Below are 23,556 nucleotides of genomic sequence, written 5' to 3' on the forward strand. Positions count from 1 at the left end.
TTTATTTAGGAATTGAAGTTTATGAGCAACATATTGCCATTAATTGGGCGTGATAAAGAATTATTCTCCTCAGATATCTGCGTTCACAATGAAGAATTAGAGCGTATTGTATCAGAATCAAGATTCCTTGTTTTAGGTGGTGCAGGCTCAATTGGACAAGCGGTCACTAAAGAGATTTTTAAGCGTAATCCAAAGAAATTGCATGTTGTCGATATCAGCGAAAACAATATGGTTGAATTGGTGCGTGATATTCGCAGCTCATTTGGTTATATCAATGGTGACTTTCAAACTTTTGCATTAGATATAGGGTCAACTGAATTCGATGCGTTTATTAAGGCTGATGGTCATTATGATTACGTTCTAAACCTTTCGGCTCTAAAGCATGTTCGCAGTGAGAAAGATCCGTACACTTTGATGCGAATGATTGATGTAAATGTATTTAATACAGATAAAACTATTCAACAATCAATTGTTGCTGGTGTAAAAAAATACTTCTGTGTATCAACAGATAAAGCGGCTAATCCTGTCAATATGATGGGTGCATCTAAGCGTATAATGGAAATGTTCCTGATGCGTCGCAGTGAGAAAATTGCTATTTCTACAGCTCGTTTTGCTAATGTGGCTTTTTCTGATGGTTCTTTGTTGCATGGCTTTAATCAACGCATTCAAAAGCGCCAACCTATAGTGGCTCCAAATGACATCAAACGTTATTTTGTGACGCCACAAGAATCGGGGGAGCTTTGCCTGATGTCTTGTATCTTTGGCGAAAATCGGGATATTTTCTTCCCGAAACTAAGCGAAGCTTTGCATTTAATTACTTTTGCAGACATAGCCGTGAAATATCTGAAACAACTTGGCTATGAACCTCATTTGTGTGGCAACGAAGATGAAGCCCGTGAGTTGGCTAAAACTATGCCAGCGCAAGGAAAATGGCCATGTCTCTTTACTTCCAGTGACACGACGGGTGAAAAAGACTTCGAAGAATTTTTTACCGACAAAGAAACTTTGGATATGGCGCGTTTTGAAAATCTGGGTGTAATTAAAAACGAGCCACTGTATCAGCAGGAACTGCTTGCGTTGTTTGAACAGCAAATAGCTTCTTATAAACAGGATAAAGCCTGGACTAAAGAGCAGATTGTTGAGCTCTTTCATCAGATGCTCCCTGACTTTGGTCACAAAGAAACCGGTAAGTATCTAGATAGCAAAATGTAAGGTGTCATATGAGCGCTGAAGTTATTAGTTTTATTCGGGATATTTACCGTACTAACGAATTTATTCCGTTACATGCGCCAACTTTTGCTGGTAATGAGCTGAAGTACGTTACAGAAACGATTCAAAGTACTTTTGTCTCCAGTGTTGGTAAATTTGTCGATGATTTTGAGCGCAAGATGGAAGCATTCACTGGCACGGCGAAGGCTGTTGCTACAGTAAATGGCACAGCAGCTTTGCATGCCGCGCTTTATATGGCAGGGGTGAAGGCCAGTGATTACGTGATCACTCAGGCACTGACTTTTGTTGCAACCTGTAATGCCTTGCATCATATGGGCGCACAACCAATTTTTGTTGATGTGTCCAAGGTCAGTTTATCTTTGTGCCCTGTTGCATTAGATAACTATTTGACAGAAAACGCCTTTAGTAATGAATCCGGCTGCTTCCACAAAACAGATCATCGCCGTATCAGTGCTGTAGTACCTATGCACACTTTTGGTCATCCTGCAGAGCTGGATGAATTGGTTGCAGTATGCAGCAAATGGAACATTGTACTGGTAGAGGATGCTGCAGAAAGTCTGGGGTCTTATTACAAAGGTAAGCATACAGGCACTATTGGCGAGTTGGGTGCACTTAGTTTTAATGGTAATAAAATTATCACTACAGGCGGTGGTGGTATGGTGTTATGTCGTGACTCAGCTATGGGCGCACGCACCAAGCACGTCACTACTACTGCTAAAGTGCCTCATCCTTACGAATTTTTTCATGATGAACCTGGTTTTAACTACAGATTGCCAAATTTAAATGCGGCATTAGGCTGCGCTCAAATGGAAGTCTTGCCTGAGTTTTTAAAACAAAAACGTCAGTTAGCAGAGCGTTATAAAACCTTTTTTGCTGATACCGAATTTAGTTTTGTTGTTGAACCTGACTATGCTCAGTCAAACTATTGGCTTAACGCTGTCATTTGTCCTGATACAGAGTCCCGTGATCAGTTGCTAAAAGTGACTAATGAGTCCGGTGTGATGACTCGTCCAATCTGGAAATTGATGCATCGTTTACCTATGTTCCAAAACGCACACAGAGACGAGCTGGCGGTTTCTGAGTTGATTGAAGAACATTTGATTAATCTGCCTAGCTCACCAACACAGCTGGTTTTATAACATGACAAAAAAAGTGACTGTCTTTACCGGAACTCGTGCTGAGTACGGGCTTTTGTATTGGTTACTGAAAGACATTCAGTCTGATGAAGAGTTATCTTTACAATTGTTGGTCTCAGGTATGCATTTATCGCCTGAGTTTGGTGAGACTTACCGGCAGATAGAAAAAGATGGCTTTAAAATTGACGAAAAAATAGAAATTTTATTGTCATCAGATTCAGCTGTTGGCTCGGCCAAAAGTATGGGTCTTGGAGTTTTAGGTTTTGCCGATGCGCTTTCCCGGTTATCCCCGGATGTACTGGTTATTTTAGGCGATAGATTTGAAGCTCTTGCTGCAGCTCAGACTGCAATGATTTTGCGCATTCCTGTGGTTCATCTGCATGGTGGTGAAATTACCGAAGGCGCTTACGACGACGCTATTCGTCATGCAATTACCAAGCTAAGTTATTTGCATGCTACTTCCACCGAAGAGTACAGGCAAAGAGTGATCCAACTGGGCGAAGCGCCTGAACGTGTTTTTAACGTCGGAGCCATAGGCCTGGACCATTTGAACCGTGGCACTTTTATGTCAGTAGAAGAATTGGCTGCTTCACTCCAGTTTTCATTGCAGAAGCCTTATGTAGTTGTCACCTATCACCCAGTGACTTTAGCCGATGAGGAACCAACAGCATCCTTTAACGCGCTTTTAGAGGCTTTAGATAAGTACCCTGATGTGCAGGTGATTTTAACTTATCCTAATGCTGACGATGGTGGCCGCAAAATTATCCCATTGCTCGAAGCTTATGCAGCTAAACAACCTCTGCGCGTGCTGGCGATCCCTTCTTTAGGTCAGGTGCGCTACCTGAGCGCCATTAAACATGCCGCAGCTGTAGTTGGTAATTCCTCTAGCGGTATTATTGAAGTGCCATCCCTGGATGTACCTACTGTGAATATTGGGATGAGGCAAAAAGGGCGTCTGGCAGCAACAAGCGTACTGCATTGTGATGCAACTACTTTAGATATTCATGCTGCGCTTGAAGTTGCGTTTGGTCGCAGTTACAAAGCGCCTGATGCACAAGTTCATAACCCTTATGGTCAGGGCAATGCCAGTCAACAAGTGATTTCAATGCTTAAAAATCTGAAATTTACTTCAGTTAAATCTTTTTATGATGTGAAGGTAAGTGATTAATATGACACTCATTATTGCAGAAGCAGGTGTAAATCATAACGGCGACGAGAAGCTTGCCTTTCAGTTAGTCGATAAAGCATACGAAGCTGGCGCTGACATCGTTAAATTCCAAACCTTTAAAGCAAAAAATCTAGTGACTGCACAGGCTCTGCAAGCAGATTATCAGGTGACGAATACGGGGAAACAGGAATCACAACTTGCTATGTTGAGTCGTCTGGAGCTTAGCTATGAGGCGCACCATCAACTGGTAGCTTATTGTGCTAAGTTGGGCATTGAGTTTTTATCGACGGCCTTTGACAGCGAAAGCCTTGAATTTTTGGCGAACGACTTAAAACTAACTCGGCTGAAAATTCCTTCAGGTGAAATCACTAATGCGCCATTAGTGTTGCAACATGCCCGAACAGGCTGTGATTTGATTGTATCAACAGGTATGGCGACTCTGGCTGATATAGAAGCTGTTTTAGGTGTTATTGCTTTTGGTTATACAGCTCCTATTGATGCAGTGCCTTCAGTTGATTCATTTCAGGCCGCTTATTTTTCTGACGCAGGGAAAAAAGCACTGAAAGATAAAGTCACAGTCTTGCATTGCACAACCGAATATCCGGCCCCTCTTGCTGATATTAATCTTCGGGCCATGGACACGCTGGCTTCTTCCTTCGGCCTACCTGTCGGTTATTCAGATCATAGCGAAGGTATTGTTGTACCAATAGCCGCCGTAGCCCGCGGTGCGGTGCTGATTGAAAAGCATTTTACGTTGGATAAAGACATGGAAGGTCCTGATCACAAGGCGTCACTGGATCCCAAAGAGTTGAAAGCCATGGTCCAAGCTGTTCGTGCTGTAGAGTTGACCTTAGGGGACGGCATTAAAGGGCCACGACCTTCTGAAATTAAAAACAAAGCCGCAGCACGAAAGAGTGTTGTTGCCGCCCGTGATATAGCTGCTGGTCATATTATTACGGCTGATGATCTGGCGGTGAAGCGGCCTGGTAATGGTGAAAGTCCATACAGATTCTGGGAAATCCAGTCTAAACCAGCATCCAGAAGCTATAAGGCTGGAGACCTAGTCCTTGAGTAAGCCCGTTTTAGTTCTCGGAGCTGGTGGCCATGCTGCTGCTGTTATAGATATATTACGACAGATCAATTGCACAGTGCTTGGACTTGTTGCACAAGAACAACCAAAGGCAAACCCAATATTTGGAGGGCTTACCTTGTATTTATCCGACGACGATGTGTTGTCTTTTGATAAAGACTCGATCCTTCTAGTCAATGCTATTGGTTCATTACCTGGTCAGGAAGTTCGTTTTAAAGTACACCAGCAATTTAAGCAATTGGGCTATAGCTTTATGACTATTGTTTCACCTAAAGCTATAGTTTCAGACTACGCCATTTTGTCAGAAGGCGTGCAGGTGATGCCGGGAACTATAGTCAACGTGAATGCCTATATAGGTGAGGGGACTATTCTCAACACTGGTTCCATCATTGAGCATGACTGTGTTATTGGTAAACATAACCATATAGCGCCAGGAGCTGTGTTAAGCGGTGCTGTGAATACAGGCGATTATGTGCATATAGCAACAGGTGCGAAAGTTATTCAAGGTATTCAGATTGGTGAGCGCGCATTGGTTGGTGCTGGCGCTACGGTCACTAAAAATTTAGAGAGCAACAAAACGCTTTATGTTGCCAAACCATTTTTGCGGTAAAGGATTTATAAATGAGCTACGACTGGAAAAACATTCTGATTAAGCCAGATCAGCCTATACGAGATGCACTACAGCTAATAGACAGTGAGTCGTTGCGAATTGCCCTTGTTGTTGATGACGAACTGCGTTTATTGGGTGTTGTAACTGATGGCGATGTGCGTCGTGGTTTATTAAAGAACTTAAGTATTACCAGCCCAGTCAGCATGGTGATGAATACCAAGCCATTAACTGCAAAGTTGGGCACAGCCCGTAAAGAATTAGTTAAGTTTATGGAAAAAGAGCAACTATTGGCGATTCCTCTGATGGAAGAGGACAAAGTTGCTGGCCTTGAGACACTGCAGCGTGTGGGCCAATACTCCAAATATCAAAATCCGGTATTTTTAATGGCTGGTGGTTTTGGTACTAGGTTAAGGCCGTTAACAGACAATTGTCCTAAGCCTTTATTAAAAGTCGGTGATAAGCCGATATTGGAAATTGTGCTCAATAGTTTTATTAAGGCTGGTTTTGTAAACTTTTATATTTCAACACATTACCTTCCAGAAATGATCCGTGAACATTTTGGTGATGGCTCTAAGTGGAATGTGAAAATTAGTTATGTGCATGAAGAATTACCTTTAGGCACGGGCGGTGCACTCGGTTTGTTGCCTGCCGATATACCTGATCTTCCTCTTATTCTGATCAATGGTGATGTATTAACTAATGTCGATTTTGAGCGGGTACTGGAGTTTCATAATAAGCATCAGGCCGCTGCTACTATGTGCGTTCGCGATTATGAGTATCAAGTGCCTTTTGGTGTCATAAATGGTGAAGGTAATAAAATAATTAGCATGGTTGAAAAACCAGTGCAGCGTTTTTTTGTTAATGCAGGTATTTATGTGGTTAGCCCACAAATTCGACGTTCTGTACAACAAAACTCTCGGATAGACATGCCCACCTTGCTGGAGCAATTTATTGCGCAGCAGCATAATGTGCTTATGTTTCCAATTCATGAGTACTGGCTTGATATAGGCAGGATAGAGGATTACAACAGAGCACAAACAGACATTATGAATCTGGAGTTCTAAGATGAGTTGTTACGCTGTTGTTGGTATGGGTAGTATTGCCAAACGCCATCTTGCTAATTTAAGGTATTTACACCCAGACGCTAAAATTTATTCGGTATCAGCAAGCGGTCGTAATACTGAATTGTCAGTTCATGCAGATGCTGTAATTAGCCTGGATCAACTGCTGGAAGAAAAGCCTGCTTACGCGATTATTGCGTCACCCGCGCCTTATCATGTCACTACTGCTAAGGTATTGCTGCAAAACGGTATAGCTGTTCTTATTGAAAAGCCCTTGGCCGATACAGTCGAAAGCTGCGAAGAATTGATATCTAGCATAGACGACAGTCAATCCTGCGTTGTTTCTGTTGGTTATTGTCTAAGATTTTTACCTTCAGCACAGGTAGTCAAAAACTATTTGAGTGCGGGTAAGCTTGGTGCTATTTATAACGTCGAATCTAATGTAGGGCAGTTTTTACCTAGCTGGCGTACAGATAAAAATTATAAAGACTCTGTCTCAGCTAGAAAAGAGTTAGGTGGTGGAGCTTTATTGGAGCTTAGCCATGAATTGGATTACCTTTTTTGGTTGTTCGGTGATTTGGAATTACAACACAGCTGGCTACGCACAACGGATGAACTTGGATTAGATGTTGAAGATATTGCAGATTTAGTTCTTACTACAACTTCTGGTACTTACATTTCCGTTCATCTTGATTTTGTTCAGAAGTCTACGCAACGAAACTGTGAATTCATTGGTGAAAAAGGCCGTTTGGTTTGGGACTTAATGATGAACACTGTTACTGTGTATCATGCTACTGGCAGTAATATGCTGTACGCAGAGCCACAATATAATAAAAACGGCATGTATATTGATATGTTACAGGCCTTTGAAAATATCAAAATGCAAGGTATGTCACATCTGGCAACAATAGAGTCTTCTTTGAAGGTAATCGAATTGATTGAGTATGCAAAACAATCTAATAAATGGAGACGAATAGCGTGAAAACTGTTGCATTCATCTTTGCTAGGGGCGGCTCGAAAGGACTACCTCAAAAAAATATAAAATCTCTCGATGGAAAGCCTCTGATTCAATATTCCATTGAAACAGCCTTTGCTACTGCGGGTATTGAAAAAGTCTTTGTTTCTACTGACGATGTAGCTATTGCTTCAGTTGCGCGCGCTGCTGGTGCTGAAATAATAGAACGTCCTGCTGAGTTGGCAACGGACAGCAGTCCAGAGTGGTTATCTTGGCGCCATGCAATTGATTATGTTCGTTCTGGTTACGGTGATTTTGATGTATTTGTTAGTCTACCAGCTACCAGCCCGCTTCGTGATGAAACTGATGTCAGTGCTGCAATAAGACAACTTTTAGATACCGATGCTGATATATGTATTTCCGTTACGCCAGCCAATCGTAGTCCGTATTTCAATATGGTGAAACAGAACGAAGATGGAAGTGTCGAGTTGGTTAACAGACCTGCTACTGGTGTGTATCGTAGGCAAGATTCTCCTGAAGTTTTTGATATCACTACAGTAGTTTACGCAGCGAAACCTGAATTTGTTCTTGAAAAAAATGCGCTATTTGAAGGCAAAGTGACCAGTGTCTTAATTCCAAAAGTAAGGGCTGTGGATATTGATGACATTTATGACTTCATGCTGGCTGAAGCAATTGTAATGGAAAGCAAAAAAAATGTTGGCTAATAAAAATATTTTAGTTGTTGGGGCTTCTGGTCTACTCGGGGCAAAAGTTGTTAGGTCTTTGTTGCTGCATGGCAGCAAAGTTTTGGCTGTTGATTTGGATGTTGAAAAACTAAAGAGCCGTTTAACAGAGATTAATGTTGATGTTGAAAATCCTGCCTTGAGTTTTTCATCTCTTGATGTGACAAGTGAAACTGCGGTCAAAGCTTTGCTTGAGTCATTAACTACAATCACTGGTGCAGTGAATTGTACTTATCCAAGAAATAAAAAATATGGTGCCCACTTTTTTGATGTAAATCTTTCGGATTTTAACGAAAATCTTTCATTACACCTTGGCTCGTCATTTTTATTTATGCAACAATGCGCAGCTTATTTTAAGAGAGTGCAAAGCGACTTTTCATTAGTAAATATTTCTTCAATTTATGGGGTTGTAGCACCTAAGTTTGATGTGTATGAAAATACCAAGATGACTATGCCTGTAGAATATGCGGCAATAAAGTCCGCTCTTTTACACTTATCTAAATATGTGGTTGCTTATGTTGCAGACAGCCGTTTTAGGGTAAATAGCGTAAGCCCTGGTGGTATTTTTGACCATCAGCCTAATAACTTTTTAGAGGCATACAAACGCCAGACTTTAGGTAAAGGAATGTTAGATGTAGACGATGTAATAGGCTCTATCGTCTATCTGTTATCTGATTATGCTCGTTATGTCAATGGACAAAACATAGTCGTCGATGACGGTTTCGTATTATAAATATTGTGGAGATTAAAATGGCGAAGAAGATTTTCTGGTGTAAAACTTGCTTAAATATGTCGACACGTCCGCGGATTGAATTCAACCACGAAGGGCGTTGTAATGCCTGTGTTTGGTCGGACGAGAAGAAAAGCATTGATTGGGCTCCTCGTCAGGAAGAGCTTAAGGTGTTGGTTGATAAATATAGATCGTCCAATGGTACTGGCTTTGACTGTGTTGTTCCGGTTAGTGGTGGTAAAGACGGTTCTTATGTTGCTTATACGCTGAAGCATAAATACGGAATGAATCCATTAGCTATTACTGTCCGTCCGGCTTTAAGCCTTGAGTTAGGTGATGAGAACCTTACTAACTTCATTAATTCTGGTTTTAACCATATTCATATTTCGCCAAATGCGAAAGTTATGCAAAAATTAAACAAACTTGGTTTTATTGAGAAAGGTTTCCCTTACTATGGCTGGTTAATAGCAATCAAAACCGCTGTTATTCAGACCGCAATGAACTTTAATATACCTCTCATTTTTTATGGAGAAGATGGTGAGGTTGAGTATGGTGGTTCAACAGAGAGTAAACATAATCCTTTATATAACATTGAATATATGAAGCGAGTCTACTTTGAAGGCGGTTATGATAAGGTTTTTGACATTATACTCGGTGATAAGGATGTAAGCGATGGTGACCTTGCATTCTGGCGTTTCCCTACTGATGAGCAAGTGAAAACGCATGATCTGGCTTTTACCCATTGGTCTTATTATGAGGCGTGGGATTCCTATAGAAATTATGTTGTTGCAAAAGAACATTGTGGCTTGAAAGAAAAAGAAGAAGGCACTGCTGGTACTTTCACTAATTTTTCTCAGAATGATCAAGCATTATATTCATTACATGCATATTTAATGTATTTAAAGTTCGGTTTTGGACGTGCAACGCAAGATGCTGGGATAGAGATTCGCCGTGGAGCAATGACTAGAGAGCAAGCGTTAAACCTTGTCCTTGCGTACGATAATCAATATCCATTTGAATTTATTGATCTCTATTTGGAATATTACGAGATGAGTAAAGATGAATTTGATGCTGTACTCGATAAATATGCAAACAAAGATTTGTTCGAAAAAGTTGATGGCATTTGGCATCCAAAATTCACAGTAGGTGAAGAATTCGAAGTATGAAATTAGTTATTGTTGATTATGGTATGGGGAATCTGAAGTCGGTAACGAGTGCTCTTCGTTACCTCGGCTACGATGACATTTCGTTATCTAATGATTTCTCGGTGTTACAAAGTGCAGATAAACTGATATTGCCTGGCGTAGGGAACTACGCCAGAGCAATGAGTAAAATCAATGAGCTTGATTTGACATCTTGTATCAGAAGACTGGTATTGGATGATAAGAAGCCAATACTTGGTATTTGTCTTGGTATGCAACTAATGGGACATTCAAGCACTGAGAGCGGCTTTAACTCAGGGCTTGGTTTGATCGATGGCGTAGTTGAGTCTTTTGTTTCAACAGAGCTAAAGATCCCTCATGTTGGATATAACCAGGTGAGGCCATGTAAAGGAAGCCGGCTATACTCTGGTATACACCCTGAGCCTGATTATTATTTTACGCACAGTTTCAGAATGTGTTCAAAGGCGGATATAGGTAAAACTATCTGCGATTATGGCGAAGAATTTGTTGCAAGTTTTGAAATTGATAACATTGCTGGTGTGCAATTTCACCCCGAACTTAGCCAGACGAACGGTCTTCAATTATTAAAAAACTTTATAGAGCGATTTTGATGTTACGAAACAGACTCATTTTTGGACTTATCTATAATAGTGGCAGCTTTATGCAAAGTCGAAATTTTCGCCTGCAGCGTGTTGGTGACATTAATTGGCTTGAAAAGAATTATAAATTTCAAAAAATATCATTCTCATTAGATGAGCTGGTTGTGGTTGATGCCACTAAAGGGCAAAAAGACATCGAGAAGTTCTCTGCTGTTGTTAGCTGCTTAGTCGAAGATGTGTTTATACCTGTCGCTGCAGGTGGAGGCATCAGAAAGATAGAAGATGCTGAGCTTTTATTCAGAAGTGGTGCAGACAAAGTTATCCTCAATTCCTCACTTTATAATGACCCAGCATTGGCAACAGAAATCATAAACAGATTTGGCTCTCAAAGCCTTGTAGCATCAGTAGACTATAAAGTTATTGATGGGTTACCTGTGGTTCATATTCATGACGGCACTACGGCTATCCCGATGAGCCTTGAGGATTACTTGCTGCATCTTGAACAGTTGGGCGTTGGTGAAATCATTTTTAATTCGATAGATAAAGATGGTACTGGTTTTGGTTATGATCTCGAAAATATCGAAAAGTACGCAAATTCAGTGAATATGCCTTTTATCATCATGGGTGGAGCGGGCAATGAACGTCACTTAAGTTCAGGTTTATCTGTTGATGGGGTATCAGCCGTAGCGACCGCAAATTTATTTAATTTTATTGGTAATGGATTGCCAAATGCCCGTAGTTATATGTTAGAGCACGGTGCCAACCTGGCTCGCTGGGAATAGCCATTATGTTTTTAAAAGAGATCTACAAAAAAATTGTATTCTGCAACACAGCTGACCGTATTGGTCCTGATATGCCGTTCAGCCACTGGAAGCTTCATTTTAAGTCTTCTATGCTGAAGTTATGTAGAAATAAATTTAAATATTTTGGTGAAGGTGCAGATTTTCGAGCTGGAGCATATGCGGTACATTGTTCAAATATTTCAATAGGTAAAAATGTCGTGGTTCGTCCCTCGACAATGATGTTTGCTGACCAATATGCCCACATCATTCTTGAAGATAATGTTATGATGGGCGCAGGTGTTCACTTTTATGTAAACAATCACAAATTTAATCGCCGTGATATTCCTCTTATTGAGCAAGGGTATTATCCATCAGAAGATATAGTGGTTAAAGAAGGTGCTTGGATTGGAGCTAATAGCATAATTTTGCCTGGAGTAACAATTGGAAAGAATTCAGTCATAGGTGCGGGGAGTATAGTTACTAAGTCTGTAGACGATTTTGCTATTGCGGTTGGGAATCCTGCTAGAATAATTAAGTATTTATAATGGTAATTGATAGTTTAAAAAAGAGATATATTCTCAAGTTATTAGCAAATATTATTTTTGGTATTGTAAATGCTCTATTGGTTGCGATAATACCGAAGGCATTAGGGCCGGTTGCTTATGGGCAATTTAATTTTCTTCAGCAACTCTATAATCAATTCATATCTTTTATTGATGCAAATTCATCTACAGCATTTTTTACAAAGTTATCTGCTAATAACAGTAGATATGATTTAATTATCTTTTATTTCTTGGTTTCTTCCTTAATATTTCTAATTACTTTGCTGACATCTTTATTTATCGATTTTGGAGGTGCTGCCAATTACGTTTTTCCTGATGTAGAAAGGAAGTATATATATTTAGGAATGTTATTTTGCTTATTAACATGGTTAAATCAGGTATTTATTAAAATATCTGATGCGTATGCTATTACTGTGCCTGTTGAAATAGTTAAAATAATTCATAAAATTTCGATGTTATTTATCGTTTTTATAATAATAAGTGAATTTTATTTAGACTTAGAAAGATATTTTTATTTTAATATTTTATCTTTATTAGTATTGCTAATGTTATTGCTTGTAATTTTTAAGAGGAAGCATGTTTTTGATTCGGAAATAAATTTTAAAAATATAAACTTTAGAGCTATTTTTGAAGAGTTTTATGTATTTTGTTCGCCACTCTTTATTTTTAATCTGATAGCAATAGCAATTGGTATATTTGATATTTGGCTTTTGCAAAAAGTAAGTGGCTCAGTAGAAGTTGGTTTTTATGGGCTTTCTTATTCAATTTCGGCAATGTGTTTTTTATTCACTAGTGCTATGACACCAATAATAATGCGGGAGTTTTCACAATCTATCGAGCAGAATGATATCGATAATGTAAGAAAACTGTTTAGCCGCTATGTTCCAATGTTGTACGCTATTTCAGCATACTTCAGTGTTTTTGTTGCATTCCATGCAGAAGACTTATTATTGATATTTACTGATGCTCGATATGAAGGTGCCTATATGGCACTAGTAATTATGGCTTTCTACCCATTACATCAAACATATGGACAAATAAATACGGCACTCATTTTTTCCGCAGGCAAAATTACATTTTATAAAAATATTGGATTGTTATTCTCCTTTTTTGGTCTCATATTGAGTTGTCTATTTATTTATTTACTCAAAATGGGTGCTGAAGGTATGGCGTGGAAAATGTTTGTTGTTCAAATCATCAGCGTGAATGTGCAATTATTATTTAATGCTAAGTACCTAAATGTCAGAGTAGCTAGTTTTATTATTCATCAGATTGTTTGTGTGTTTGTATTTTCTATAATCGCTTACGTTACAAAAGTTTTATTATTTGACAATGTAATTATTGATTTTTTAATTTCAGGTTTTATATATACTATAATTGTTTTCTGTTGTGCATTTTACTTTCCTAATGCAATAGGGATATTTAAAAAGAAAATAGAATCAAGTATTGGTTAGAAGAAAGCAGGGTAAATTATGAAACTTTGGTTTATGAGTGTTAACAGGGTCACAGATGTTGACTTTATTCGATATGGCTTGCAAGAGTTAGCTTCTAAAGGTGTTGAAATTAATGTTGTTGACTTATCTGCCCTTATGTGGGGAACTGAAGATTACAGAACTCATAATACACTAACTTTTAACATGATTTTTTGTAACTCGTTGTATGAATACAAGGATGTGATTAATTCTATCGGTAAGAATGAAGTTGTTTTATGTGGAGGAGTGTTGTCTTCATATCTTCATTTAATTCTTGCTCGTAAGTGTAAGTATATAGGTGTTCAAACTTTAGGCGCTATTCCACATTCTGCACCAATAAAGAATAGTAAGTTTCTTAATCTCTTAAGTAGATTTAATACTGATAAATTGGCAAGTAAGATATATAGAAAAGTTTTTAACAGGTTTGTCTTTAAATTTTATCCATTTTATTTTGTTCAAAGAGCAGGCTCTTTATCATCTGGATTATACTCTGGTATAGTCTCAAAGACTATTATTTTAGAATCGCAATGTTACGATATATATCAAAAATTGTATCAAAAAAAAATAGAAAAAACGTTGTCTAAATATCGTTCTGATCTTGATGGGGAGTATTTTTTATGGATAGATCAGGCTATTCCCTTCCATACTGATACTTTGAAATGTAATGGTGATATAAGTCGATATGCGAAAGATTATTTTGACAGAATTCAAAAGCTTCTAAGATTTTTTGAGGTTAGGTATAAAGTTAAAGTAATTGTAGCATTACATCCAAGGATTGTAATTGATCATCGTTACACTGATATGTGGATAGGTTGGAATACAAGTACTACAAACACAATTGATTTAATTGAGAAAGCTAAATTTTGTATAACGCATAATAGTACTGCAATTCATGCTGCAGTATATTTCAATAAACCATTAATGGTTATTAAGGATAAATTACTAATAGATAATGGATATGATATTGGTATTACAGATTCTTTTTTTTATGAGTTAGATTGCAACTTAATTGAAAGTGATTGCGTAATTAGTGAGTTGCCAGAATTAAAGTTTGAGATAAATGAAGAGAAGTATAGTAATTATATCAATAGATATGTTTCTAATACTCCTGCACAGTATCCAATCAATGCTGATGTCCTCTATGATTTTATTTATACATTGTCTAGTAGTAAGGGTTTAAATTGAAAATTCTGCTTTTTTGCGAAAATTACCGAAAAGGTGGGCTTGATACATTTCTGGTTAATCTAATAAATCATTGGCCTGATAATGAAGTGTCTCTAATGATAAATAGCTCTCACGAAGGTTTGGCTTATTTAAGATCCAAGGTTGTGAGTGGGAGTTTAATTGTTACAAATTTATTTTCTAGACATAGCTTTTTCAAAAATACTAATGTGCATCCGTTAAAAAAAATCTTTGTCTTAATAGGGAAACTCTTTTTTCTGCTAATTTCATACCCAATACAACTTTTTCAGTTAATCAGGTTGTTTTCAAAATATAAAAATTTTGATGAACTAATGATAGTTAATGGTGGATATCCTGGTGGTCAAAGTTGTAATGTTGCATCTATAGCTTGGTTTTTAGTTAATGGTAAAAAGTCATGGTATAACTTCCATAATAATGCTCAAAAATATAGGAGATTATTTAAACCATTTCAATTTATATCCGATGTATTAGTGTCATGGACAACCATTGAGTTTATTTCTGTTTCAAACGATTGTGCAAACTCAATGCATTGTAGAACAGGCATTAATGATAGAAAATTAGGATTTATTTATAACGGTATTTCAGAACCATCTATAACGGTCGGTGCGGCCTCATTAAATATGATTAGAACCCAAATACTGAACTCGCCTAAAAAGCGAGTTGTTATGCTCGGTACTTATGAGGAGCGTAAAGGTCATGAGTTTGCTTTTGCTGTTATGAAGCAACTCCCTCAATATGATTTTTTAGTTTGTGGGAAGGGAAGTGAAGCTGAAATACAAAGAATAAATAGGATGGCTTGTGGTTGTGATAATATTTTTCTATTAGGCCATCGAACAGATAATCATCATATTATCGCAACTGCCGATTTATTATTAGTCCCATCTATGTATAATGAATCATTTGGTTTAACCATTATCGAGGCAATGGCTTTAAATGTGCCTGTTATTGCAACAAGAATTGGCGGTATGCAAGAGGTCATAACCGAACGTTGGGATGGATTACTTGTCGATTATGGTGATATAAGCCAGTTAAAAGCATCTGTAATTGAATTAATTGAAAATGTCGAATTTAGAAGAGAAATAGCATCAAATGCGATTAATAGCTTTAAAACTAAGTATAGTGCCGATAAAATGGCATTGGCTTATAAAAATAAATTAGATACTAAGAGGGTTAGATGAAAGTTTTATTATTAGCTGGTGGTTTTGGAACAAGATTAAGTGAAGAAACTGATATCCGTCCAAAACCTATGGTAGAAATTGGTGGGAAACCAATTCTTTGGCATATTATGAAGATGTACTCTCAATATGGTTACAACGAATTTGTAATATTGTTGGGATATAAAGGTTATTACATTAAAGAATATTTTGCTAATTATTTTCTTCATCAAAGTGATGTGACAATTAATCTCTCAACAAATGAGATGAAAATCCATAAAAATACTTCTGAGCCTTGGACTGTCACTCTGTTAGATACAGGATTGCATACCATGACAGGGGGGCGGATAAAACGTGCGCAAGAGATTGTTGGAAATGAGCGTTTTATGTTGACTTATGGCGATGGTGTATCTGATGTTGATATTGCTTCGTTAGTCAAGTTCCATGAAAACCATGGTAAATCAATTACAATGACATCGGTTCAGCCAGAAGGACGCTTTGGTTCTTTGGTGATTAATAGGGATAAAGTAACAAATTTCCTTGAAAAACCGAAAGGCGATGGTTCTTGGATTAATGGCGGCTTTTTTGTTTGTGAACCATCAATATTCGATTATATAAATGATGGTGATGAGACTGTTTTTGAACAAAATCCACTTCAGAATTTAGCCTTAAATGGTGAGTTGATGACTTATAAGCATCATGGGTTTTGGAAATGTATGGATTCCTTAAACGACAAACAAAAGTTAAATGCAATGTTTGATAGTAATAACGCAAAATGGAAAAGTTGGTAATAATATGTTTGCAAATGTTTATGCTGGGAAAAAAGTTTTAATTACAGGCCATACTGGGTTTAAGGGAACTTGGTTGACGACTTGGTTGCTTAATTTAGGCGCTGATGTGTGTGGTATATCTATTGATATACCAACAACTCCATCAATTTTTAATGAGTTAGAACTATCAAATAAAATTGAGCATCATATTGCAGATGTAAGAAATCTAAGTGAAATTTCTAATATCATTAATGAATTCAAACCTGATTTTTTATTCCATTTAGCAGCGCAGCCGATTGTTTCATTATCTTATAGTGACCCTCTTAATACGATTTCAACCAATGTAATTGGTACTGCAAATGTTTTAGAGGTATTGCGGCATTTAGAGCACAGATGTTATGCTGTGATTATAACAAGTGACAAGTGTTATGAGAATGTAGAGTGGGTTTGGGGATATAAAGAAACGGATCCTGTTGGTGGTCGTGATATATATAGTGGCTCAAAAGGAGCCGCGGAAGTAATATTCCATGCTTATCAGCAATCTTTCTTCCCTAATCCAAATGGATACGTCAGATTGGCCACTGGTAGAGCTGGAAATGTTATAGGTGGTGGAGACTGGGCAACTGATCGAATAGTTGCTGACTGCATGCGAGCTTGGAGTAACAATGAAAGAGTTGAAATTCGTTGTCCTGATGCAACTCGTCCATGGCAGCATGTTTTAGAACCATTAAGCGGTTATTTGGCACTTGGTCAAGGTCTTGTGATTAATGAAGATAACCATGGTGAGCAATATAATTTCGGCCCCCGTGCAGAACAAAATCATACAGTAAAAGATTTGTTATCCGACCTAAGTGTTTATTGGAATTTTAATCAAACAGCTGATGCATATATTGTTACTGATAACATTCCATTTCATGAAGCTGGCTTATTAAAATTAAATTGTGATAAAGCTTTGTTTAATTTGAAGTGGGAAGCTAATTTAAATTATAAGCAGTGTATTAAGTTCGTTAGCGAATGGTATTATGAGTTCTATAAAGGTGAGTTAGATATGATGAAATTTACAACTCATCAAATTAATGAATATCAAAATATAGCAAAAGAAAAGGATTTGATTTGGTGCAAATGATGATTGACGGTATAGTTTTGACACCTTTAAAACGAATCAAGCATGATAAGGGGGATATATTTCATGCCCTTAAATGTTCTGAGCCAAGCTTTATTTCTTTCGGAGAAGCATATTTTTCATCCGTGAATTATGCATGTGTAAAGGGATGGAAAATACATACTAAAATGCTACTTAATCTAGTTGTTCCTGTAGGAGCGATTAAGTTTGTTGCTTATGACGATAGACCTAACTCTCCGACGTTTAAAAATTTTTTTGAAGTTGTACTTTCAAGTGATAATTACAGCCGACTAACTATTCCTGCTGGTGTTTGGCTTGCATTTCGAGGTGAAAGTCAGGGGGCGAATTTATTACTAAACATTGCAAGTATTGAGCATGATCCTGATGAAAGTATCAATTGTGATTTAAATGAGATTGATTATAACTGGATTTTAGCATGAAGATCTTGATTACCGGAGGGCTAGGTAACTTAGGTTTATGGCTTACATTATATTTGTTAGAACAGCGACATGATGTTGCAGTAATCGGGCGTAATGAGCGATTTGTTATTACACATGAGAACTATCGCTTCCTGAAAGGTGACATTACGGATGTGTATTCGCTTAATTCCATCGTCGATTGTTATTATGATGTTTGTATCCATGCGGCTAGTTTTAATGAATGTCAAAGTCCTAGTTATAATAAAGATGCCTTGCTAATTAATTCATTCGGTACTGAATTGTTGTGTCAAAGTCTAGCTAGATTTGGTATTGGTAAACTAATTTATCTCAGTACATTTCATGTATATGGAGCTACGGAAGGCGTAGTTACAGAGCAAACTCATATTGCACCTACCAATGACTACGCTTTAACGCATTATTTTGCAGAAAAATATATTGAAAAGAATGCAAGGCTCTTGGGATTTGAATATCTTATTTTTCGTTTAACTAATAGTTATGGGTGTCCAAAGGATATTAATACTGATAAGTGGTATTTAGTGCTCAATGACTTGTGTCTTCAAGCATTCAATAAAAATGCAGTTACTCTTAATGGTAACGGAAAAGCCTTAAGAGATTTTATATGGATGGGTGATGTTACTTGCATTGTTGAGAAATTCCTATATCTCAAAACAACAGGAATTCTCAATTTGGCATCTAGCAAAACATTTGCAATCATTGATGTCGCTACGTATGTACAGTCAGCTTATTTTGATTATTTTGGAAAAGAGTTAGTTGTCAATGTGAATGAACATGATGATTACAAGCCAATTTATTTGACTGTGTCTAATCAATGTTTAGTTAATATTTTACCTTATACGTTTGATAATCACTTCAAGACAGAAGCTATTAATATTTTTAAAATGTTGAGTGAAAAAAGATGAATGATTTTCCGCTCGTTAGTATAGTAATCCCGATGTACAATGCAGAGCAATATATAGTAGAAACATTAAATTCAATTAAGCATCAAACATATAAAAATTACGAGATTATTATAGTCGACAATGCCTCTACAGATAGTTCAGTTTTGGTTGTTGAGAAAATGAAATCTCATTTCGATAAGTTTAAAATTATTCATTCAAGCTTAAATTCTGGCGGACCCGCCAGACCAAGGAATATAGGTATTGAACATGCTGAAGGTGAACTCATAGCCTTTCTTGATTCCGATGATTTATGGATGTCTGAAAAGCTATCAATTCAAGTATCTTATATGATAGCTAATGAGATAGATTTTTCTAGCACTGATAGAATTACTTTTACTGATACACTTGTAAGACCATTATCTGAAGGTCGTTTTTACCGGTTTAAAAAATATTTTTTTAAAAAATATTTTTCTATTAACATGCTGATTTTCTCGAATTGTATCTTTACATCATCCGTAATTGTTAAGCGAGATTATTTATTGTCTGGTTTTGATGAGGATGCTGCATTAAATACAGTGGAAGACTTTTTTCTATGGATATCTATTATTGATAGCGGTGCAAGATACAGTTTTTTAAGCGATAAACTACTAGGTTATCGCAGTATCAACACTTCTTTATCTGCAAAAAATTCTATTCACAAAAATAAAGCGAAGAATTCATATGCAGTTTTAAGATATATTTTGAATAACAATGCCTTTCACCTGTATCCATTTTTTAAAATGAGACAAGTTTTGCGTTTTATAGGTTTTTAATATGAGAGTTTTGTTTTTGTTTAATTCACTATCCGTGAGTGGCGTCTCTAAGGCAAACCTCATTTTAGCAAATGAGTTTTCACGCAGAGGTTATGATGTTGAAGTTCTAACATATTTGAATGCAGATGTTAGCGCTCTTCAAGCTGATAATATTAACTTTCATTGTTTTGGTTATAAGAAGTATGGTTTTCCTGAACTTTTAATCTCTTTTTTCAAATTGTTTTTTTATTTTAAAATAAATAAAAGATTTGACTTAGTAATCTCTAGTTCGGATTTAATTTCATTACCAGTTGCTTTGGTAAAGTTTTTCTATGAATATAAATTAATAATAAATAGTCATACTAACATTATCGAACATTTAAAAGGGAAAAATATTTTTGTAAAAGGACTATATTCTTTTTCTGCTTTTGTTATAAAAAATATGGCTAAGGTTACAAATGTTTCGTATGATGCAGCAGTGGCTTCAAAAAAGTTTTACAAAATAGATGATGTAACAGTTTTACCGAACCCTATTTCTCCTTGGATATTGAACAAAAATATTAAATATGTGCATCCTTGGTTTGATAATTACAAAGTTATTGTCGCTTGTGGTCGATTAACTAAAAGTAAAAATTATGATTTGATGCTTCGTTCGTTCAAATTGTTAACTGCAAAAAGAAACGACGTAAAATTATTGATAATAGGGGATGGAGAAGAGCGGGCTTATTTGGAACGATTAGCACTTCAATTGCAGGTTCTCGATTCTGTTCATTTTACTGGCAATGTCAAAGAGCCTAGAGTTTACATGCAGCATGCAACTTTTTTTTATCACACTTCACTATATGAAGGTGCTCCCATGGTTTTAATAGAGGCACTGTCGACAGATATACCTATTGTGACTACTAGATTCAAATCTGGTGCTGAAGAAATACTTGAAAATGGTAAGTATGGAATTTTAATTGATTCCTTTGATTTAGGTGATTGTATTTCAGCATTGAATGACGGATTGAATCTTTCTCCTCATGAAAAAGGTTATTATTCTAACAAGGCTAAAGATTTTATTCCTTCAGTCATTGCAGATAAGTATATTGAAACTTATCTGCAATGTTAGTGGTGATTTATGATAAAGTTATTTATAAGTTTATCCTATAAGGTTTTATTGCGTTATAGATGGATGTTTCTAATTGCTACAATAGTTTCATTATCTTCATCATTATTTTATGTAGACTCTATTGAGAAAAGGTTCGTTTCATTTTCTAAAATTGGCAATGTTGAGTTGAATCTGTTATTTAACAGTTCTGATTTAAATTATTTTATAGAAAAGAATAGTCTTAACTTTGAAGAAGTCGTTGCAATTGTTAAATCAAGAGATTTCTTTAATTATTTAAAATCTAATTCTCAATTTTATTCATATCTGCCAAATGAAATGCAATATTTAAACAATGCTGATGCTTTTGAATTGTTTAAAATGCTATATTTTGATTTTTATTGGGATGAAAGTATTAATTTATTTGTTTTGAAATCTGTCTCATATTCAGTTGATTCTGCGGATTCCTTTAACTCCTTTTTATACAAAGAAATTAATAAATATGTAAAAGACTTTTTCTGCATGTCAGACTCAGTTAATAGTGATAGAGTAATTAATTTTTCGCAAAGTAAATTATTGAGCAGCTATGTAAGGCCGTGGTTTTTTTATAGTGCAATTTGTAAATCAGATTTCAACTTGTTAAAGATGGAAGTAGAGCCCACAGTCAATTTTGATTTTACCAAGCCTAATAAATTTAGAATTGTTGTATTCTTTTGGTTTTTATCGTTGTTTGTTTTGTACACTGTTCTAATTACTAAAGAGATTAACAGACTTGAGTAGCATATTAGATATTACACTATTATTCTTAGCTTCATCGTTTTTTCTTTTTCTATCAAAATCAAACTCTAAAAGCAAATCTATTTTGTTTTTTCATGCGATAATTTCTTGTATTATTGTTTCTAATCGTACTATTGGCGCTGATACTAAAATTTATACCAGTATTTTTGAGTATACTGGTTTTAGATCATATCTATCTATTTTTAGTGAGAAAGAAAATGATTTTGAGTTAATATGGAATTTCATTATATATTCTTTGAAATTATTGGGGTTGAATGTTCAGTCATTTTTCTTTGTTGCTTTGATTGTTGCATTGTTAAATCTTCTTTATTCTTTTAAGTTAATTTTTAAAAAGTCTGATGGCATAAATTTATTTTTATTTTTATTTTGGTTTGTAATGTATTTTCAAGTTGTAAATACAGTTAGAGCTACTACTGCAGCTTCTTTTATGCCTATAATAGTTTACATGTTAGTTAAACAGAGATTCTTAGGAGCAATTTCTTATTCTTTCATCTCAATATGTTTTCACAGATCTAGTATTGTATTGTTGTTGTTTTTTACTTTTTTTATGCCTATGACCAGAAGTTTTTTTCTAAGGTCGTTGCCAATATTTATATCTATTCTTTTATTCGCCATTATTTTTATATCAAGTAATGAAAATATTCATAGTTTTGATTTGTTTAAGGTTTTAATTGATAAGTTATCTATTTATTTTTATGGTGATTTTGGAGATGAGTTTGATGGGAAACCAATTGGTTTAGCCATTTCTTTAATTTTTATAAGTATTCATTATATAGTATTTGCGGTTTGTGTATCATGTTTATCAATACTTAATACTACTAATGATGTAGTAAAGAAGTTTAGTTTTTTAACTTTATTTTTTTCTTTTGTATCTTTTGTAATATTGTCGCTTGGTATGATAAACGTTTCATATCGAATTTTATCCATTGTCAGTTTCTTGCTTGTTTTTATGTTGTTCGATTTGTTTGAAAGCCAAACTGTTTCTGCTAAAGTTAAGCTTTATCTGATACTAATTATGGTTTGGGGTTTTTTCATTCATTTCTCTTTTTATTCTGAGATTGGCTTTGCTTTCTAATTCTCTGATTTTTTTAGCAACTGATGTTGTATTATAAATCTAGAGGCTGTTTAGTTGTGCTTTCTACTTCCATAATAAGGTAAATGATGGCTGTAAGAAATTTTAGTGTATTAATGTCACTTTATAATGCTGAAAATCCTGATTTTTTAGAGCAATGTTTTATGAGTGTAAACACTCAAGTGCTTAAGCCGACGGAGTTGGTACTGGTTCTCGACGGCCCAATCAATCCTGATTTACATCAAGTGATTTCACGTTGGGTAAAAGCTTTAAATATTGTGATTGTGCCTCTGGAATATAATGTTGGCTTATCCAAAGCTTTAAATCATGGACTAAATTTCTGTAAGTATGAATTAGTTGCTCGAATGGATACTGATGATATGTGTTATCCTGAACGTTTCATTAAGCAGATTGAGTTTATGGCCGATAATGACGATGTCGATATATTGGGTGGTTATTGTGAAGATATTACAGTTTACGGTGATAGCATAAGAATCCGCAAGGTCCCTACCCAGCATGACTTAATTTTAAAAAGTATTTGGACTTGCCCTTTTATTCATCCATCTGTTATTTTTAGGAAGAGTAAAATACTAAGTATTGGTAGTTATAGTGAAAATGCTCCACATAGACAAGATGATTATGAACTTTGGATTCGTGCTGCTTTTGCGGGTTTTAGATTTTCAAATCTTCCTTTGGTGTTAATTAAATACAGAGTGCCTGTTGATGCTTATAAAAAGAATACTGTAGCGGTAGGTTATAATCGTATTAGAATTGGTTTAAGGGCAGTTATTGCTTTTGATCCGAAGTTTACTTCTTTTTTAGGGCTTTTTTATCCGTTATTTAGAGCTTTATTACCTTATCGGTGTCAAGCATCCTTAGCAAAGTTTGTTAATCATTTCGATCCGAGGAGTCATTAA

The 23,556-nt window shown here is 36.0% G+C and carries 25 protein-coding genes; all 25 read left to right on the plus strand.

Translation table 11 applies throughout. The annotated features are described in order from the left end of the window. Nucleotides 1-21 precede the first annotated feature (21 nt). Nucleotides 22-1,212: a UDP-N-acetylglucosamine 4,6-dehydratase gene (locus KO537_RS05055; protein WP_219233971.1), complete on the plus strand. Its 1,191-nt coding sequence runs from the start codon at nucleotides 22-24 to the stop codon at nucleotides 1,210-1,212. Nucleotides 1,213-1,220: 8 nt separating this feature from the next. After that, nucleotides 1,221-2,369, plus strand: a complete 1,149-nt coding sequence (locus KO537_RS05060; protein WP_219233972.1) for a LegC family aminotransferase — start codon at nucleotides 1,221-1,223, stop codon at nucleotides 2,367-2,369. A 1-nt stretch (nucleotide 2,370) separates the two neighbouring features. Continuing rightward, the gene (gene neuC / locus KO537_RS05065) at nucleotides 2,371-3,534 is read left to right on the plus strand and encodes a UDP-N-acetylglucosamine 2-epimerase (RefSeq protein WP_219233973.1); all 1,164 of its coding nucleotides are present in this window, start codon (nucleotides 2,371-2,373) and stop codon (nucleotides 3,532-3,534) included. A 1-nt stretch (nucleotide 3,535) separates the two neighbouring features. Then, entirely contained in the window at nucleotides 3,536-4,609 is a 1,074-nt protein-coding gene (gene neuB, locus KO537_RS05070; protein WP_251071021.1) for an N-acetylneuraminate synthase, read from the plus strand. After that, nucleotides 4,602-5,234: an acetyltransferase gene (locus KO537_RS05075; RefSeq protein WP_219233974.1), complete on the plus strand. Its 633-nt coding sequence runs from the start codon at nucleotides 4,602-4,604 to the stop codon at nucleotides 5,232-5,234. Before neuB ends, KO537_RS05075 begins: the two co-directional genes overlap by 8 nt. 11 nt (nucleotides 5,235-5,245) lie before the next feature. Further along, nucleotides 5,246-6,298, plus strand: coding sequence for a nucleotidyltransferase family protein (locus KO537_RS05080; protein WP_219233975.1), 1,053 nt, complete (start codon nucleotides 5,246-5,248; stop codon nucleotides 6,296-6,298). A gap of 1 nt (nucleotide 6,299) precedes the next feature. Next, nucleotides 6,300-7,277 carry a Gfo/Idh/MocA family oxidoreductase gene (locus tag KO537_RS05085; RefSeq protein WP_219233976.1) on the plus strand — a complete coding sequence of 326 codons (978 nt, stop codon included), beginning with the start codon at nucleotides 6,300-6,302 and terminating at the stop codon, nucleotides 7,275-7,277. Then, entirely contained in the window at nucleotides 7,274-7,975 is a 702-nt protein-coding gene (locus tag KO537_RS05090; RefSeq protein ID WP_219233977.1) for an acylneuraminate cytidylyltransferase family protein, read from the plus strand. The genes KO537_RS05085 and KO537_RS05090 overlap by 4 nt, the downstream gene beginning before the upstream one ends. Further along, nucleotides 7,965-8,726 (plus strand): oxidoreductase, encoded by a 762-nt coding sequence (locus KO537_RS05095; RefSeq protein WP_219233978.1) that lies wholly within the window; start codon nucleotides 7,965-7,967, stop codon nucleotides 8,724-8,726. The genes KO537_RS05090 and KO537_RS05095 overlap by 11 nt, the downstream gene beginning before the upstream one ends. Before the next feature lie 17 nt (nucleotides 8,727-8,743). Continuing rightward, nucleotides 8,744-9,889, plus strand: a complete 1,146-nt coding sequence (locus KO537_RS05100) for an N-acetyl sugar amidotransferase (protein ID WP_219233979.1) — start codon at nucleotides 8,744-8,746, stop codon at nucleotides 9,887-9,889. Further along, nucleotides 9,886-10,497 carry an imidazole glycerol phosphate synthase subunit HisH gene (gene hisH, locus KO537_RS05105; RefSeq protein WP_219233980.1) on the plus strand — a complete coding sequence of 204 codons (612 nt, stop codon included), beginning with the start codon at nucleotides 9,886-9,888 and terminating at the stop codon, nucleotides 10,495-10,497. The genes KO537_RS05100 and hisH overlap by 4 nt, the downstream gene beginning before the upstream one ends. A 50-nt stretch (nucleotides 10,498-10,547) precedes the next feature. Next, on the plus strand, nucleotides 10,548-11,267 hold the full coding sequence (locus KO537_RS05110; protein WP_251071023.1) for a HisA/HisF-related TIM barrel protein: 720 nt from the start codon (nucleotides 10,548-10,550) through the stop codon (nucleotides 11,265-11,267). Between the two features lie 5 nt (nucleotides 11,268-11,272). Further along, on the plus strand, nucleotides 11,273-11,812 hold the full coding sequence (locus KO537_RS05115; RefSeq protein WP_219233982.1) for an acyltransferase: 540 nt from the start codon (nucleotides 11,273-11,275) through the stop codon (nucleotides 11,810-11,812). Next, complete coding sequence (locus tag KO537_RS05120) at nucleotides 11,812-13,284, plus strand: hypothetical protein (protein ID WP_219233983.1); 1,473 nt, start codon at nucleotides 11,812-11,814, stop codon at nucleotides 13,282-13,284. The genes KO537_RS05115 and KO537_RS05120 overlap by 1 nt, the downstream gene beginning before the upstream one ends. Before the next feature lie 18 nt (nucleotides 13,285-13,302). After that, the gene (locus tag KO537_RS05125) at nucleotides 13,303-14,487 is read left to right on the plus strand and encodes a hypothetical protein (RefSeq protein WP_219233984.1); all 1,185 of its coding nucleotides are present in this window, start codon (nucleotides 13,303-13,305) and stop codon (nucleotides 14,485-14,487) included. After that, on the plus strand, nucleotides 14,484-15,683 hold the full coding sequence (locus KO537_RS05130; RefSeq protein ID WP_219233985.1) for a glycosyltransferase: 1,200 nt from the start codon (nucleotides 14,484-14,486) through the stop codon (nucleotides 15,681-15,683). Before KO537_RS05125 ends, KO537_RS05130 begins: the two co-directional genes overlap by 4 nt. Continuing rightward, nucleotides 15,680-16,450 carry a glucose-1-phosphate cytidylyltransferase gene (gene rfbF / locus KO537_RS05135; RefSeq protein WP_219233986.1) on the plus strand — a complete coding sequence of 257 codons (771 nt, stop codon included), beginning with the start codon at nucleotides 15,680-15,682 and terminating at the stop codon, nucleotides 16,448-16,450. The genes KO537_RS05130 and rfbF overlap by 4 nt, the downstream gene beginning before the upstream one ends. Before the next feature lie 4 nt (nucleotides 16,451-16,454). Next, nucleotides 16,455-17,555 carry a CDP-glucose 4,6-dehydratase gene (gene rfbG / locus KO537_RS05140; protein ID WP_219233987.1) on the plus strand — a complete coding sequence of 367 codons (1,101 nt, stop codon included), beginning with the start codon at nucleotides 16,455-16,457 and terminating at the stop codon, nucleotides 17,553-17,555. After that, on the plus strand, nucleotides 17,552-17,992 hold the full coding sequence (locus KO537_RS05145; RefSeq protein ID WP_251071028.1) for a dTDP-4-dehydrorhamnose 3,5-epimerase family protein: 441 nt from the start codon (nucleotides 17,552-17,554) through the stop codon (nucleotides 17,990-17,992). The genes rfbG and KO537_RS05145 overlap by 4 nt, the downstream gene beginning before the upstream one ends. After that, entirely contained in the window at nucleotides 17,989-18,912 is a 924-nt protein-coding gene (locus KO537_RS05150) for an SDR family oxidoreductase (protein ID WP_219233988.1), read from the plus strand. Before KO537_RS05145 ends, KO537_RS05150 begins: the two co-directional genes overlap by 4 nt. Continuing rightward, nucleotides 18,909-19,703 carry a glycosyltransferase family 2 protein gene (locus KO537_RS05155; RefSeq protein WP_219233989.1) on the plus strand — a complete coding sequence of 265 codons (795 nt, stop codon included), beginning with the start codon at nucleotides 18,909-18,911 and terminating at the stop codon, nucleotides 19,701-19,703. The genes KO537_RS05150 and KO537_RS05155 overlap by 4 nt, the downstream gene beginning before the upstream one ends. Nucleotide 19,704: 1 nt before the next feature. After that, the gene (locus KO537_RS05160) at nucleotides 19,705-20,793 is read left to right on the plus strand and encodes a glycosyltransferase (RefSeq protein ID WP_219233990.1); all 1,089 of its coding nucleotides are present in this window, start codon (nucleotides 19,705-19,707) and stop codon (nucleotides 20,791-20,793) included. Nucleotides 20,794-20,802: 9 nt separating this feature from the next. Then, the gene (locus tag KO537_RS05165; RefSeq protein ID WP_219233991.1) at nucleotides 20,803-21,549 is read left to right on the plus strand and encodes a hypothetical protein; all 747 of its coding nucleotides are present in this window, start codon (nucleotides 20,803-20,805) and stop codon (nucleotides 21,547-21,549) included. After that, on the plus strand, nucleotides 21,542-22,642 hold the full coding sequence (locus KO537_RS05170; RefSeq protein ID WP_219233992.1) for an EpsG family protein: 1,101 nt from the start codon (nucleotides 21,542-21,544) through the stop codon (nucleotides 22,640-22,642). Before KO537_RS05165 ends, KO537_RS05170 begins: the two co-directional genes overlap by 8 nt. Nucleotides 22,643-22,728: 86 nt before the next feature. Continuing rightward, a complete protein-coding gene (locus tag KO537_RS05175) occupies nucleotides 22,729-23,556 on the plus strand; it encodes a glycosyltransferase (protein WP_219233993.1) in 828 nt (275 codons plus the stop codon).

The organism is Shewanella sp. NKUCC01_JLK, assembly GCF_019345615.1.
Lineage (GTDB): Bacteria > Pseudomonadota > Gammaproteobacteria > Enterobacterales > Shewanellaceae > Shewanella > Shewanella oncorhynchi.